Origin of the sequence: Streptomyces sp. NPDC002838 (assembly GCF_040295365.1) — a bacterium.
Classification (GTDB): Bacteria; Actinomycetota; Actinomycetes; order Streptomycetales; family Streptomycetaceae; genus Streptomyces.
The window spans coordinates 1-14,552 of sequence record NZ_JBEOVF010000062.1; the positions used below are offsets into that span (position 1 = coordinate 1).

The window sequence follows — 14,552 nt, forward strand, 5'->3', positions numbered from 1 at the left end:
CCCGTGGGGGGTGGGCCGTGGGGGGTGGGCCGTGGGGGGTGGGCCGTGGGGGGTGGGCCGTGGGGGGTGGGCCGTCAGGTGTGGGGATGACGGCAGGATCAGGTCGGCGGGGCCGACCATTTCCTACGGAAACGGGCGCGCGGAGTCGGCGTTCAGCTGCTGTGGACACCCACCTCGCGGAGCGAATATCCCCAGTCGGTGCCGCGGTCCAGGCCCTGGACGCGGACGTAGCGGGCAGGCGTGCCGGTGAACCGTGCCGTGTCCAGGCCGCCGTCGCCGGCCGTCGTGGACCAGGCGGTCCGCCAGTTCACGCCGTCGGTGGAGAGCTCGACGCGGTACGACTTGCCGTACGCGCGCTCCCAGTCGAGCGTGACGCGCCGGACCAGGTGCGTGGAGCCCAGGTCGATCCGCAGCCACTGGTCGTCGCTCCAGTCGCTCGCCCAGCGGGTGTCCGCGTCACCGTCCACGGCCCGGCCCGGCGCATAACTCGTGAACGGGTTCGACTCCGCCGAACTGGCCGTGGCCGAGGCACCCTTGGCGAGATTCGCGCCGGCCCGGTGCCGTTCCGTCCCGCCCCAGGTGTCGAGGTAGGACTCGGCGCCCCGGAAGAGGTCGTCCACCACGTCCTGGCCGCCGACGCGCCGGATGTCCTCGATCCAGTCCGGGATCATGCCGACGTGGGCGGCGCCGTCGGTGTTGTAGTCCCAGGTGCGCTCGCCGGTGGTCTGCCTGTCGATGAGGGAGCCGCCGTCCACGCTGCGGAAGGGGTACGTGACGGGGTTCGCGGTGTCCGCGCCGCGCGGGGCGGGGTGGTCGCCGATGCCGTTGAAGTCGGTGCCGTAGCCATAGCCCACGTCGTATTTCGCGCGCAGCGCTTCCGTGCGCCCGGCCTCCTCGCCGAACTCCTGGGAACCGTGCATGTACTGGGCGACGAAACCGCCGAGGGAGTAGACCCGCTCGGTCCAGTTCAGGTCCATCCAGCTGTGCGAGGACAGCACGCCGGGGTACGACTCGGCCTCGAAGATGTCCAGGACCCGGCCGGTGGCCTTGACGCTCATGTGGTCGATCTCGACCATCATCTGGCGCTTCATCATGCCGCGCAGGGCGTACTCGCCGAGATCGGTGAGCCCACGGACGTTGCACTGCGCGTCCTCGTCGTACTCCGGGACCTCCACGCCGTCCGGGAGGTCCTCCTCGGCATCCGACGCCGCCTCACCGATCGGGTTGTCCTTCTGCGGTCCGGGGCACTTCTCCGTCTGCCAGAAGGTGCCCGTCGACAGGAACTGGCCGACGTTGATCGCCGTACCGAGCCCGTGTTCGTCGAAGCGGACCCCGCACAACGCGTTGTCGAACTTGTGACACAGGAACATGCTGCGCACACCCAGGTCGTACAACTCGTCGATGCCCTTGTCGATGTCCTCCTTGTCGCACTGCGCGACGTCCAGGATCTGCTTGCAGCCGAACGGCTCGGAGGTCTCGACGCCCAGGACGACGGCGAGCTTGCCCTGTCGGACGACCTCGCGGGCCTGGGCGCTGTCGGTGACGATGCGGAACCAGCCCTTGCCGGTGCCGCCGTACATCTCGTCGATGTGGTCCTGCATGTCGTAGGTCAGCTTCGCCTGCAGCCGGATCGAGGTCATCTCGTCGCAGCCGCGGTCCTTGAAGGGGTAGACCGAGCAGATCACGCCATTGGTGACGAGGTCGTTGACGAGGACCCGCTGACCGCCGCGCCAGGCGCGCTCGATCCAGGCGTAGTAGTTCGCCTGGTGGGTCATCGAGTCGTACGCCGGCCAGTCCTTGAACGTCGGCCAGCCGACCGGGTCGTGCTTGCCGTCGCCGCCGTGGGTGATGTAGTCGAAGATCGCGAGGGAACCGTCTGGGTAGTGCTCGGGACAGTCCTTGAGCGCGTCGGCGATGCCCCCGCCGGAGAACGGCTTGCCGCAGATGAGCCGCCCGCCGAAGGCCTCGTTGGAGAGCAGGTGGTTGTGGGCGTCCACGAACCCGCGCACCTCACCCGCGGAGTTCGTGCCCTTGAACGGCTCGCCGGTGACGTTGATCTGGGAGTCCGGCGCGGGGCGTGCGGTAGGAATCCACCAGTCCGTTCCGGCCGCTGAACTCGGCGTGGGGCCCAGGGCCACGGCCAGCACGAGGAGGAGCAGCGACAAGACGGTGACGTCTTTGCGCCTGTGGTACGGGCGTTGAGCCATGGTCACTACCCACGTCCCCTGAGTTGTCATGACCGGAGCAAGATACGCGACGAGGATCACCGTGGCTCGCATTCCGCGTCAAGAGCCCCGACCGATCGAGCTGATGCTGTGCACGTACCCAAAGCCATGACAGAAGGAACAGGCGCACCACCAGTATGAAACCCAGCTGACACGCACATTTACAGCACCTGTTACGTCCTTTACTGTGAACGTTCACGGAACCCCCTACATGCGCATGTCAGGCCCCTGGGCCTCGACTTCGCCACCGTCTCGATCAAAGGAGTTCGGGATGACCGTGAACGGTCCAGGCCGCACAGTGAAGGCCGCCTTGCTCATGGCGGCTGTCGCCCTGCCCGCGTCCCTGCTCACCAACCCCACGAGCGCCTCCGCCGCGGGCTCGCTCAGCATGCTCGGCGCCGATGTCTCCACCGCGCAACGCGCCCTCGACCTCGGCGCCAAGTACTACGACGCGAGCGGCACCGCCAGAGACCCGCTCGACGTCCTCAAGGGCCTCGGCGTGAACTACGTCCGCCTCCGGGTCTGGAACAACCCGGCCAGTGGCTACAACAACAAGGCCAAGGTGCTGGCGTACGCGAAGCAGGTCAAGGCCAAGGGTCTCAAGCTGCTGGTCGACTTCCACTACTCGGACACCTGGGCGGACCCGGGCAAGCAGTACAAGCCGGCCGCCTGGGCGAGCCACGGCGTCAACCAGCTGCAGACGGACGTCTACAACTACACCTACGACGTCTGCAACAGCCTCAAGTCCCAGGGCACCACGCCGGACAGCGTGCAGATCGGCAACGAGATCAACGTCGGCATGCTGTGGGACGACGGCAAGGTGGTCAACAACGACTTCACCAACCTCAGCCTGCTCCTCAAGTCGGGTTACAACGCGACCAAGGCGTGCAACAGCGGCACCAAGGTGATCATTCACACGGCCAACTCGGACAGCGACGCGCATGCGCGGTGGTTCTACGACGGCATCAGGGCGAAGGGCGTCAACTGGGACATCACCGGGCTGTCCTATTACTGCCCGTGGCACGGCACGCTGTCCAACATGGGCAGCGTGGTGTCCGACATGAAGTCCCGGTACGGCAAGGACGTGGTCATCGCCGAGACGGCCTACCCGTTCACCTCGGCGAACGCGGACAGCACCGGCAACTCGATCACCTCCGGCTGCTCGGGCTACCCGCTCACCTGGAAGGGACAGGCCGACAACTTCACCGCCGTACAGAACACGGCCCGCAACGCCGGCGCGATCGGCGTCTTCTACTGGGAGCCGACCTGGTACGCGGTCAAGGGCAACGGATGGGATCCGGCCGACATCAACAACAGTGGAAACGGCTGGGACAACATGGCCATCTTCAACTGGACCGGCCAGGTGAACCCGAACATCAAGTGGACGCCGTAGCCGGCGGCGAACACCAACAGCGAACGGCACCGTCCCCGGGCGGTGCCGTTCGTGTTCGCTTCGACGAGCAAAGCATTGACATGTCTGCCTCACGGAAGTGCAGTACTGGAAGCAAACAGCACGAGTGCCACAACTCATCCCACCGATGAAGGATGTGCACCAGTGACTCGATCCAGATGTCTGTCCGTGCTCACCGCAGTGCTCACCATGGTGGTGGCCTTCCTGGTGGCGCCCCCCGCGGCCGCCGCCGTAGCGTTCACGTCCACGGGGGTGAACCAGAACGGCGGTAACTGCCTGGACGTCCCCGGCAGTTCGTCGACCAGCGGGACACAACTCCGCGCCAGCATCTGCGACACCGGTGTGAGCCAGAGCTTCGGCTTCACCCTGGTCGCGGGAACGACCGACACCTACACGATCAGCACCCACGCCGGCCAGTGTGTCGACGTCCACGGCGCGTCCACCGCGGACAACGCCACGATCATCCAGTGGACCTGCCACAACGGAACGAACCAGCGGTGGCGGATCGTCCCCGTGACGGTCACCGGAACCGACAAGACCTTCCACCTGGTCTCCGTCGGCTCCGGCAAGTGCGTCACGCCGAGCGGCGGCTCGGCGGCCTCCGGCACCGGCCTGGTGCAACTGCCCTGCGGCACCGCGAACGGCAGGGTGTGGCGGCTGCCCGGCTTCACCGGCGGCGGTTCGGGCGCGCCCACGTTCACCAACCCACTGTCCCAGCGCGGGCCCGACCCGTGGCTGACGTACTACGACGGTTACTACTACCTCGCCACCACCACCTGGAACTCGACGATCACCATGCGCAAGGCCGACACTTTGGCAGGGCTCAAGACGGCTCCCGACACGGTGATCTTCAACCTCACCCGGCCCAACGGAGCCGGCACGATGTGGGCCCCGGAGTTCCACCTGCTCGACGGTCCCAACGGGAAGCGGTGGTACTTCTACTACACGGCCGGACGGGAACCGTACGACCTGGGCACCCAGCGGATCCATGTCCTCGAGAGCGCCGGCCTGGACCCGATGGGGCCCTACACCTTCAAGGCCGACCTGCTCGACCCGACCCAGGACAACACCTGGGAGCTGGACCCGGGCATCCTCCAGCTGAACGGCAGGCTCTACCTGCTCGGCACCTTCTACAACGGCTCGCAGCCGATGTTCATCCGGCCGCTGTCGAACCCGTGGACCGCCGGAGGTACCCGCCGTGTGCTGTCCACGCCGACCTACAGCTGGGAGACGGTGGGCGGCGCGGTGAACGAGGGCGCCGCGGTCCTCCAGCGGGGCGGCAAGACCTTCATCGTCTACTCCGCCAGCCACTGCTCCACGCCCGACTACAAGCTGGGCATGCTCACCTACAACGGCGGCGACCCGCTCAACTCCTCCTCCTGGGTCAAGTCACCGAACCCGGTCTTCCAGCGGTCCAACGCGGGCGGCGTGTACGGCCCCGGCCACAACGGCTTCTTCAAGTCGCCCGACGGGACCGAGGACTGGATGGTCTACCACGCCAACGACTCCGCCGGCGGTGGCTGTGACATGAACCGGAGCACCAGGGCGCAGAAGTTCACCTGGAACGCCGACGGCACACCGAACTTCGGCACCCCGGTGGCCCTCGGCGTCACGCTGCCCGCACCCTCCGGGGAGTAGCCGGACGATCTCGGTACAGGTGAACTGCTGTCATCCGGCGTCGGCCGCCAGTTCGGGAACGGTGGTCCCGGCAACCGCCTGTTCGGAGATGGCCGGTTTGCGGATCAGGAGCAGCGCCGCGTCGTCGTGCAGCCGACCGCCCACATGTGCCAGCAGTTCGTCGTGGAGCGCGGTGAGGGTGCGCGCCGGCTCGTCGGACAAGTGGCGCGCCAGCCCTTCGCGGAGGGGATAGAACTCACGGTCGCGGTCCCGGGCCTCGGTGACCCCGTCGGTGTAGAGCAGCAGTTGATCCCCGTCGGCGAAGGGCAGTACCTGGAGGCCGGGGGTCTGGCCCGTGAGGGCGCGCAGCCCGAGGGGCGGGGCCGGATGCGTGGGCTCCACCGCCACGACGCTTCCGGACGCGCGGACCAGCAACGGAGGCGCGTGTCCGCAGTTCACCACCTCCAGATGGCCCGGCCGCGGGTATCCGGCGACCACGGCGGTGACGAAGTCGTCGGGGCCGAGGTTGCGCGCCAGGCTCCGTTCGATCCTGCCGACGACGGCGAGGAGGTCGGGCTCGTCGTAGGCGGCTTCCCTGAAGACACCGAGCACCAGCGCGGCGGTCCCCACGGCCGGCAGCCCCTTGCCCCGCACATCGCCCACGATCAGCCGGACGCCGTACGGGGTGGGTATCAGTGCGTACAGATCCCCGCCGATACGGGCCTCGGCCGCCGCGGCGCTGTAGCGGACGGCCACCTGGAACGGGCCGACCGTCGCCGGTACGGGCCTGAGCAGTGCGTGCTGAGCGGTCTCCGCTACCGACCGGACGGCCGCGAGCACCCGTTCGCGTCGCCCGCGCAGCGCGCTGGCCAGGCCGCTCGCCAGAGTGACGGCCACCAGGGCAGACAGTACGGCCGCCAGTTCGTGGCCCGGAACGCCGTCCCGGGTTCCGAGCGTCGCGCCCAGCACCGCGGCGAGGAGGCCGACGCACAGGACACCGCGCGGACCGTTGGTGGTGGCGGCCAGCGCGGGCCCGGCCGCGAGCAGCGGCAGCCAGATCATCCCCGCTCCGCCGACGAGGTCGACGAGCACGATGACGGAGACGGTCAGCACGGGCAGTACGGGTGTCCCGGCGGCCAACTGTGCGGCAGCGCGCCTCCGGGCCGACGCCCCGGGACGGGCCAGTCGGTTTTTGAACGGCCGCATCGGCCAGTGGTCGCCACCATGGTCTCGGGCCTGACTCATCTTTCGTCCGCAGTCCTCACCTGTGTACGGGGCGCACTCCTGAAATGCCCGTTTCATCCAGGAAACGGGTTCAGCCCGGGAGTCACAAGAAGAGGATTTTCAGATAGTGAGCGAGAGGCCTCTGGTCACGCGACCCGCGGTCGGGATGAGCCGCGCCCGGATCTCCTGCAACCGGGAGAGCCGGTCCGCCGGCAGCGAGACGCCGAGCGAGCCGAGTGTGTCCCCGCTGTAGACGGGCACGGCGACGCAGACCGTGCCGAGGGCGTACTCCTCCAGGTCCGTGACGGCCGGGGCCACGGGTGAGGAGTCGAGCCGGCGCAGCAGTTCCGGCAGGCTGGTGATCGTCCTTGGCGTGAGGTCGGCGAGGTCGTGCCGGGAGAGGTAGTCCTTGCGGGCCTCGTCGTCCAGTTCCCGCAGCACCGACTTGCCCAGCGCGGTGGCGTGCCCCGCGTCCTCGAATCCCACCCAGAGGTCGACGCGGGGCGCCCGGGGACCGTCGACGATCTCGGCGACCCGGATCTCGCCCTCCTCGTAGAAGGTGAGGTAGGCGGCGGTCGCGAACTCGTCCCGCAGCGCGGCGAGCGTGGGACGGACACGGCTGAGCAGCGCCTGCCCACGGCCCGTGGTGTGCAGCGTCTGCAGCTTGTCCCCCAGGACGAACCCGCCGTCGTCCAGCTTCCGTATGTAACCGTCGTGGACCAGCGTCCGCAGGAGGTGATAGGCCGTGGCCAGGGGCAGGCCGGTCTCACGTGCCAGTTGCTTCGCCGGCGCGCCGTTCTCGTGCGCGCTCACCGCCTCCAGCAGGCGGAAGGCCCGCTGGACAGACGTGATGAGCGTGGGGCCGTCGTGCGCACCCATACGACCAGCGTGCGTCAGGCGAACAGCGCAGGCAAGGCGGGTGCGGTGCACCAGGAAGCCGGGAAGCCTGGAAGGCGCCCTCACCGCGTGAGTCCGGCCTTCTCGCAGGCGGGCCGAAGCTGCTGGGTGCAGATCTGGTCGATGGTGTACACGCGGTCCTTGACGAGTGTCTGTTCGATGTTGTCGACCGTCACCGCTCTCGGGGTGAGCAGGATGGACGGGATGCTCTTGCTGGTCGGACTGTCGGTCGTCGTCGTGGCGACGTCGCGGATGTCCTCACCGCGCCCCAGGGCGACGGCCATGTCGGCGGCCGCGGCGGCTTCCGCCCTGAAGGGTTTGTACACCGTCATGTACTGCTCCCCCTCGATGATGCGTCGCACGGCGTCGAGGTCGGCGTCCTGACCGGTGACGGGAGGAAGCTCCCTGACACCGGCGCTCTTGAGAGCGGAGATGACGCCCGCGGCTATGGCGTCGTTGGCCGCCAGGACGCCGTCGATCCGGTCCGGGCCCAGGGCCGCGATGGCGGCGGACATGTTGGCATGGGCGCGATCCGTGCTCCAGCCCAGGGTCTCGTACGACCTGGCGATCTTCACCTTGCCCGTGAGGACGGACACGGTGCCCTCCCTGTACCACGCCGCGTTGGGGCTGGTCGGATCGCCGTTCATCATGACGACGTTCCCGCCGTCCGCCTTGTCGCCCATGGCCTTCAGCAGCGCCTCGCCCTGAAGCCGGCCGACCTGCGCACCGTCGAAACTGACAAAGCCCGAGATCGGGCCTTCGGCCAGCCGGTCGTAGGCGACGACCGGGACGCCCGCCCGGCGCGCCTCCTGGATCGAGGAGCGGAGCGCCCTGGTGTCGGCGGCGTCGAGGATCAGGACCTCGACACCCTTGGTGATCATGGAGGTGACCTGCTGCCGCTGCCTGCTCGCGTCGTTCTCGGCGTTGGCGTACGACATGGTGCAGCGGGGACACAGCTCCTTCAGCCGCTTCTCGATCAGCGGCTTGTCGGAATGCTCCCAGCGCGGAACCGCTCGGCTCGGCAGCAGCAGGCCGACGGTGAAGCTGTCCGCGCCCGCCTCGTCGTCTCCCCCGCAGGCGGCCAGGGACAGCGTCATGACTCCCGCGACGAGCGCCGCGACGACGTGCCGCGTACGGGTCCTTCCGACAGGCCTCCTCGTACGGGTCCTCATGACAGACTTCCTCGTTCTGTTCCAGGCTCCGAGTCCGCGGGCGCCGGCTCGCGCCGCGGCACAACGATCTCGCTCCACACCTGCTTGCCGCCGGCCACCGGCATCGAGCCGAAGGACTGCGACATCGCCTCGACCAGCAGCAGGCCTCGGCCGCCGGTCGACTCCCAGTCCACGATCACCGGCTTGGCGGGCGCACGCGGCGAGGAGTCGATCACGCAGACGCGCACCCGGTCCCCGCGCAGCGTCAGGTCGACGCGGACCGCCCCCTGGGTGTGCACCAGGGCGTTGGTGACCAGTTCGGACACGACCAGCAGCACCTCGTCGGCCACCTCCTCGACCTTCCACCGACGCAGGGTGCGCGCGGTGAACCGGCGGGCGTGCATCACGGCGTCGGGCAGCCGCCACACCACCCAGCCGGCCCGTATCGGCCGGGTCTTCATGCCGTCGTAGCGCAGCAGCAACAGCGCCACGTCGTCCTCACGACGGTCGAGGTCGCCGAGCAGTTCGTCGGCCATCCGCCCCGGATCCGCCGGATCGGCCGCGGCGAGCGCGGTGCGCGTCCGCTGCATGCCCTCGTCCAGGGGCAGGTCGGCGGCCTCGACCAGGCCGTCGGTGACCAGGGCGAGCACCGTGCCGGGGGCCAGCGCGACCGCGGTCATGGGGAACTCCGCCTCCGCGAGAATGCCCAGCGGGAGCCCACCCTCGACCTGCACCTCCTCGGTGCTGCCGTCGGGATGGCGCAGCATCGGTGAGAGATGCCCGGCCCGGACGAACAGGGTGTTGCCCTGCTCCATGTCCAGTTCGACGTAGCAGCAGGTGGCGAACAGGTCGGTCTCCATGCCGACGAGGAGTCGGTTCGCGTGCGAGACGACCACGTCGGGCGGGTGGCCCTCCACCGCGTAGGCCCTGACCGCCGTACGCATCTGGCCCATGATCGTCGCGGCTCCGGCACTGTGTCCCTGCACGTCACCGATGACCAGCGCCACCCGGTCCTCGGAGAGGGCGATGACGTCGTACCAGTCGCCGCCCACCTGCAACCCCCGTCTGGCGGGCAGATAGCGGGCGACGGCCGTCCCCCCGGCCAGCTCGGGGAGGCGCCGGGGCAGCAGACTGCGCTGCAGCATCGTCGCGAGCTCCTGCTCGGCGTCGTACGCGTGCGCGCGCTTGAGGGCGTGCCCGACCAGCGCCGCGGTGGCGGTCAGCAGCGACCGCTCCTCGGGAACGAACTCGTGCGGCTCGTCCCACCCGACCAGGCACACGCCGGCGACCCGGCCCTTGGCGGGCAGCGGCAGGACGGCCAGACCACCGGCGCCGACGCCCGCGAGTCCGGGTTCGAAGGCTGTGCCGGCCGGCCACAGATCCGTACGTCCGTCCCGCAGAGCCATCCGAAGCGTGGGCAGGGCGCTCACCGGTGCGTCGGGCCACTCCGAACGCCACTCGGAACGCCATGCCTCCGGCCAGGCGTCGGGCTTGGGCGGGTCGAGCACGGTGACCATGAGCCGGTCGTCCTGCACCTCGGCGAGCGCCACCCGGTCGGCGCCCAGCGGCTCACGCAGCGCGGTGACCACCACTCGGCTGACGTCACGGACCGTCGCGGCATCGTCGAGTGCGGCCGTCAGCCACTGGATCCTGGAGACGTCGTCGGGGCCCTTGCGCAGGACCGAGGTCGCGGTCACCACGCCCAGCACCTGCTCCGGCTCTCCGCCGGTGCTCGCCACGACCCGGCAGCTCAGGCTCAGCCAGCGCATTTCACCGGTGGGGCGGCGTACACGGAACTCCAGCTCCCGCCGACCGAACGCCTGGGTGGACGGCTCCACGACCGACATGAGCGCGTGCATGTCCTCGGGCAGGGCGTGCGCGAGCAGGGTGTCCACCTTGCCGTCGAAGTCGTCCGGGGCGATGCCGACCAGCTCGAGCAGCGTCTCGTCCGCGTCGATCAAGCCGGTGTCCGGCACCAGGACGAACGAGCCGACGCGCAGACTCCGCAGGGCGAGACTCAGCAGCGACGACGGCGCCGGCCGGCCGGTCCCCGTCTGGAGCATGCCGGCCACGGCGTCGGCGTACCGCTCCAGGAAGCGCCTCTGCTCGGCCTCGAAGCCGTCCGTGGAATCCCCCACGACGACGAGGCAGCCCAGCCACCTGCCCTCCGTTCCGAGGGGCAGCGCGGCGAGCGACGCCTCAGCTCGTGGCGGCGTCGGCCCGCCCTCGGGGTAGGAGGCGAGTGCCGCGGGTGTCAGCCACAGGGGCCGGTGGGCGCGGAAGGCGTGCGCCGCGGGTGAACCACCGGACAGGGGCAGACGCTCCGGCAGCCCGCACTCGGAACTGGCGCACCCGGCCGTCTCCACCAGCTGGAGCTCTTCATGCCCGGCACCGGGCACGTAGACCGCTGTCAGGGCCGCTCCGGCGAATATCAGGGCCCGATCACTCGCGGCGGCCTCCGGCACCGGTGGCGGTGAACCGGTGTCTGTGGGGCCGGCCCCGGATTCTCCCAGCTCCGAGACTCCGGCCCGGGCACGGCCGTCATGAGGCATGTCCGCGACCTACTTCCCGTCCATGCGGCAGGTACCGACAGGTGGAGACCGAGCACCCATGTACCAGAATCGCATATAGGAGGTAATAGGACAGATCTACTTGATTGCCCTGGATGGCAGACAGCATTCGCAGATCACCACAGCCAGTGTCAAACTGACGACGTGGTGGTCTTGCCACCCGAACCCTTGACGCCGCGATGCACGCGAGCCGCTTCCCCCCACGCGCACCGCGCCGAAGCGCGCCCTCGCCGCACAAGGTGAAGGACAAGGGAGGTCTCTCGCATGAAGGCCCGCATCCGGGACGCGGCCGTCGCCGTGACCGCGGTCTCGACGGCCGTCGCTCTCGTGGCCTGCGGGGCGGACGGCGGGAACGACTCCGGCAGGGAGAGCACGCCGAACATCGCTGTGCTGCTGCCGGACTCCACCACGGCTCGCTGGGAGACCCAGGACAGGCCGCTGCTCGAGCAGAAGATCAAGGAGCTGTGCGGCGAGTGCACCGTCGAGCACGGCAACGCCAGGGGCGACGTGGCCATCCAGCAGGAGCAGATGAACACCATGATCACCAAGGGGGTCGATGCCATCGTGCTGGTGGCCGTGGACGCCCGTTCGCTTGGCCCCGCGGTCAGGAAGGCGAACCAGGCGGGTGTCCCGGTCATCGCCTACGACCGCCTCTCTGAAGGCCCGATCTCGGGCTATGTCTCGTTCGACGGCGAGGAGGTCGGCAAGCTCCAGGCCAGGGCGCTGCTGAGGGCCATGGGCGATGGCACACGAGACGACCAGATCGTCATGATGAACGGCGATCCCAGCGACCCCAACGCCGTGTCGTTCAAGAAGGGCGCACTGTCCGTGCTCGAGGGAAGAGTGAAGATCGGCAAGTCGTACGACACACACCAGTGGCGGACCGAAACCGCGAACATGAACATGTCCGGCGCCATCTCCGCCCTCGGCGTCCGCAACATCGACGGGGTCTACGCCGCCAACGACGGCCTCGCCGCGGGCTGCATCTCCGCCCTCAAAGCGAACAAGGTGGACCCGCTGCCCCCCGTCACCGGGCAGGACGCCGAACTCGGAGCCGTGCGGCGCATCGTCGCCGGCGATCAGTACATGACCGTCTACAAGCCCTTCGGGCCCGAGGCGTCCGCCGGCGCCGCCATGGCCGTGGACGTGGCCCGCGGTGAGAGCCTCGACCGGGTCGCCACGGGCGAGGTGACGACCCGGGACGGCAACACCGTTCCGGCCGTGCTGCTCACCCCCGTGTCCGTGACCGTCGACACCATCGAGGACACCTTGGTGAAGGACGGCGTGTACACGGTCCAGCAGATCTGCGCCCCCGAGCTCGCCGCCGCCTGCGACAGGGCCGGGCTGACCTGACAGCTGGTTCCGACCAGGTCCGGACCCCGGGAAGGAGATGGTTTCCGTGCCGGCTCCCCCCTTGCTGGCGCTGCACGGCGTGTGCAAGCGCTTCGGCGTCGTGGAGGTCCTCTCGGACATCGAGCTGGAGATTCACGCCGGCCAGGTCGTCGCTCTGCTGGGCGACAACGGGGCCGGCAAGTCCACCCTGGTCAAAGCGATCTCCGGCGTCGCCCCCGCGGACAAGGGCGTCATCGAGTGGGAGGGCCGGGCGGTCAACATCAAACGCCCCCACGACGCCCGTGACCTCGGCATCGCCACCGTCTACCAGGACCTCGCGCTGTGCGGGAACCTCGACGTCGTCGGCAACCTGTTCCTCGGACGCGAGATCCGCAGGTTCGCCTTCCTCGACGAGGTGGAGATGGAGCGCCGCACCAGACATCTGCTGGAACGGCTGACCAGGGCCGTCCCCGATCTGCGCGCCCCCGTCGTCTCGCTGTCCAGCGGCCAGCGGCAGACGGTCGCCATCGCTCGCTCGCTCCTCGGGGAGCCGCGGGTCCTCCTGCTGGACGAACCGACCGCAGCTCTGGGAATCGAGCAGACAGCAGAGGTACTGGACCTCGTGGACCACCTGCGCGACCGCGGCGTGGGCGTGCTGCTCATCAGCCACAACATGGGCGACGTCAAAGCTCTCGCGGACCGGGCCGCCGTGCTCCGGCTCGGTCGCAACAACGGCTTCTTCGACGTGAACACCGCGTCCCAGGAACAGATCATCTCCTCCATCACCGGCGCCACGCAGAACGTGCCCCGCCGGCCGGCCCCGCAGGACGCGGGATGGTGAAAGGGATGCGCAAGATGGCGGACCACATGCGGGCCGAACCCACCGCGCCGCGCGCCGAGGCTCCTCCCCCGCACCGCGAGCGGGCCGTCGCCCGTGCCGTGGAGAGCTGGGTCGCCGTCTTCCGGCGCAAGCTGAGCGCCGGGGAACTGGGCTGGCTCCCCGTCGTCATCGTCCTCGCCGCGGTCTGGATCACCTTCCAGACCCTCAACGAGAACTTCCTCTCACCCCGGAACCTGTCCAATCTCAGCGTGGACATCGTGGGCACGGGTCTGATCGCGGTCGGCATCGTCTTCGTGCTGCTGATCGGTGAGCTCGACCTGTCGGTGGGCTCGATCAGCGGTCTCGCGGCGGCTGTCTTCGCCGTTCTGAACGTGAACAACGGCGTGCCGGAATGGCTCGCCCTCATCATCGCGGTGATCGTGGGGACCGTCACGGGAGCCGTCCAGGGCTTCTCCTTCGCCCGGACGCGGGTGCCGGCGTTCGTCGTCACGCTCGCCGGGCTGCTCACCTGGAACGGCCTCATGCTGTACATCCTCGGGACCAGCGGCACCGTCAACCTCGACGAGAACGGGCTCGTCGCCAAGCTGACCAGCTACTACTTCACCCATGACGCCGCCGCCTACGGCGTGGCGGCAATCGGCGCGGGCATGGTCTTCCTCGTCTCCTACCAGGACAGGCGGCGCCGCATGGCCGTCGGCATGCCGCACCGCTCGCTCCGCGGGATCGGGATGCGCACGGGGGTACTCGCGGTGATCGCGTTCGCCGCCGCGTATCTGCTCAACCGCTTCCAGGGTTTGCCGCTCGCGCTTCTGATCTTCCTGGTGGTGGTGGCCGGCCTCGACATCACTCTCCGCCGCACGCACTACGGACGGCAGGTCTACGCACTCGGCGGCGGTGTCGAAGCGGCCCGGCGTGCCAGCCTCAGCGTGATCCGCGTACAGACCGCGGTGCTCGCCGTCTCGGGCACCATGGCCGCGGTCGGCGGCCTGTTCCTGGCCTCGCGGATCACCTCGGTGAGCCAGGGTTCGGGCTCGGGCGTCCTCCTGCTCAACGCCATCGCGGCAGCGGTCATCGGCGGCACCAGCCTGTTCGGAGGACGCGGTACGACCTGGTCCGCGGTGCTCGGCATCCTGGTGATCCAGTCGATCGCCTCGGGCATGGCGATCACGGACACCCCCGCTGCCGTCCAGTTCATCATCACGGGCGGGGTGCTCTTCGCAGCGGTGGTCATCGACTCGCTGTCCCGGCGCTCGCAGGAGGCACACGGGCGGGCTTGAAGGGCCC

10 protein-coding genes are annotated in these 14,552 nt (G+C 69.2%); 5 read left to right on the forward strand and 5 right to left on the reverse strand.

Annotated features, from left to right (window positions below):
* Positions 1 to 152: 152 nt before the first annotated feature.
* Positions 153 to 2,207 (reverse strand): galactose-binding domain-containing protein, encoded by a 2,055-nt coding sequence (locus ABT063_RS44260; protein WP_351066673.1) that lies wholly within the window; start codon positions 2,205 to 2,207, stop codon positions 153 to 155.
* Positions 2,208 to 2,496: 289 nt separating this feature from the next.
* On the opposite strand from ABT063_RS44260, the gene ABT063_RS44265 reads away from it, so the two are divergent.
* Complete coding sequence (locus ABT063_RS44265; protein WP_351066675.1) at positions 2,497 to 3,618, forward strand: glycoside hydrolase family 53 protein; 1,122 nt, start codon at positions 2,497 to 2,499, stop codon at positions 3,616 to 3,618.
* Between the two features lie 162 nt (positions 3,619 to 3,780).
* The gene (locus tag ABT063_RS44270; protein ID WP_351066676.1) at positions 3,781 to 5,274 is read left to right on the forward strand and encodes a family 43 glycosylhydrolase; all 1,494 of its coding nucleotides are present in this window, start codon (positions 3,781 to 3,783) and stop codon (positions 5,272 to 5,274) included.
* A gap of 30 nt (positions 5,275 to 5,304) precedes the next feature.
* Here the strand turns inward: ABT063_RS44270 and ABT063_RS44275 are convergent, their stop codons facing one another.
* From ABT063_RS44275 to ABT063_RS44290, 4 genes are all read right to left on the reverse strand, one after another.
* A complete protein-coding gene (locus ABT063_RS44275) occupies positions 5,305 to 6,459 on the reverse strand; it encodes a PP2C family protein-serine/threonine phosphatase (RefSeq protein ID WP_351066678.1) in 1,155 nt (384 codons plus the stop codon).
* 138 nt (positions 6,460 to 6,597) lie between these two features.
* Positions 6,598 to 7,356 carry an IclR family transcriptional regulator gene (locus tag ABT063_RS44280; protein ID WP_351066679.1) on the reverse strand — a complete coding sequence of 253 codons (759 nt, stop codon included), beginning with the start codon at positions 7,354 to 7,356 and terminating at the stop codon, positions 6,598 to 6,600.
* Positions 7,357 to 7,436: 80 nt separating this feature from the next.
* Complete coding sequence (locus ABT063_RS44285) at positions 7,437 to 8,546, reverse strand: sugar ABC transporter substrate-binding protein (RefSeq protein WP_351066681.1); 1,110 nt, start codon at positions 8,544 to 8,546, stop codon at positions 7,437 to 7,439.
* Positions 8,543 to 11,077 carry a SpoIIE family protein phosphatase gene (locus ABT063_RS44290; RefSeq protein ID WP_351066683.1) on the reverse strand — a complete coding sequence of 845 codons (2,535 nt, stop codon included), beginning with the start codon at positions 11,075 to 11,077 and terminating at the stop codon, positions 8,543 to 8,545. The genes ABT063_RS44285 and ABT063_RS44290 overlap by 4 nt, the downstream gene beginning before the upstream one ends.
* Before the next feature lie 282 nt (positions 11,078 to 11,359).
* Between ABT063_RS44290 and ABT063_RS44295 the strand changes: the two genes are divergently transcribed.
* From ABT063_RS44295 to ABT063_RS44305, 3 genes are read left to right on the forward strand one after another with little or no spacing between them, the layout of a single operon-like run.
* Positions 11,360 to 12,448, forward strand: a complete 1,089-nt coding sequence (locus ABT063_RS44295) for a sugar ABC transporter substrate-binding protein (protein WP_351066684.1) — start codon at positions 11,360 to 11,362, stop codon at positions 12,446 to 12,448.
* 37 nt (positions 12,449 to 12,485) lie between these two features.
* Complete coding sequence (locus ABT063_RS44300; protein WP_351066686.1) at positions 12,486 to 13,268, forward strand: ATP-binding cassette domain-containing protein; 783 nt, start codon at positions 12,486 to 12,488, stop codon at positions 13,266 to 13,268.
* A gap of 14 nt (positions 13,269 to 13,282) precedes the next feature.
* Positions 13,283 to 14,545, forward strand: coding sequence for a sugar ABC transporter permease (locus ABT063_RS44305; RefSeq protein ID WP_502991010.1), 1,263 nt, complete (start codon positions 13,283 to 13,285; stop codon positions 14,543 to 14,545).
* Positions 14,546 to 14,552 lie beyond the last annotated feature (7 nt).

What these genes read in the sequence shown, in the direction of transcription:
- ABT063_RS44300 (WP_351066686.1), top strand. Translation starts at nt 12,486, where the DNA reads ATGGTTTCCGTGCCGGCTCCCCCCTTGCTGGCGCTGCACGGCGTGTGC.
- ABT063_RS44280 (WP_351066679.1), bottom strand. Translation starts at nt 7,356, where the DNA reads ATGGGTGCGCACGACGGCCCCACGCTCATCACGTCTGTCCAGCGGGCC.
- ABT063_RS44265 (WP_351066675.1), top strand. Translation starts at nt 2,497, where the DNA reads ATGACCGTGAACGGTCCAGGCCGCACAGTGAAGGCCGCCTTGCTCATG.
- ABT063_RS44290 (WP_351066683.1), bottom strand. Translation starts at nt 11,077, where the DNA reads ATGCCTCATGACGGCCGTGCCCGGGCCGGAGTCTCGGAGCTGGGAGAA.
- ABT063_RS44285 (WP_351066681.1), bottom strand. Translation starts at nt 8,546, where the DNA reads ATGAGGACCCGTACGAGGAGGCCTGTCGGAAGGACCCGTACGCGGCAC.
- ABT063_RS44305 (WP_502991010.1), top strand. Translation starts at nt 13,283, where the DNA reads ATGGCGGACCACATGCGGGCCGAACCCACCGCGCCGCGCGCCGAGGCT.
- ABT063_RS44260 (WP_351066673.1), bottom strand. Translation starts at nt 2,207, where the DNA reads ATGGCTCAACGCCCGTACCACAGGCGCAAAGACGTCACCGTCTTGTCG.
- ABT063_RS44295 (WP_351066684.1), top strand. Translation starts at nt 11,360, where the DNA reads ATGAAGGCCCGCATCCGGGACGCGGCCGTCGCCGTGACCGCGGTCTCG.
- ABT063_RS44275 (WP_351066678.1), bottom strand. Translation starts at nt 6,459, where the DNA reads ATGCGGCCGTTCAAAAACCGACTGGCCCGTCCCGGGGCGTCGGCCCGG.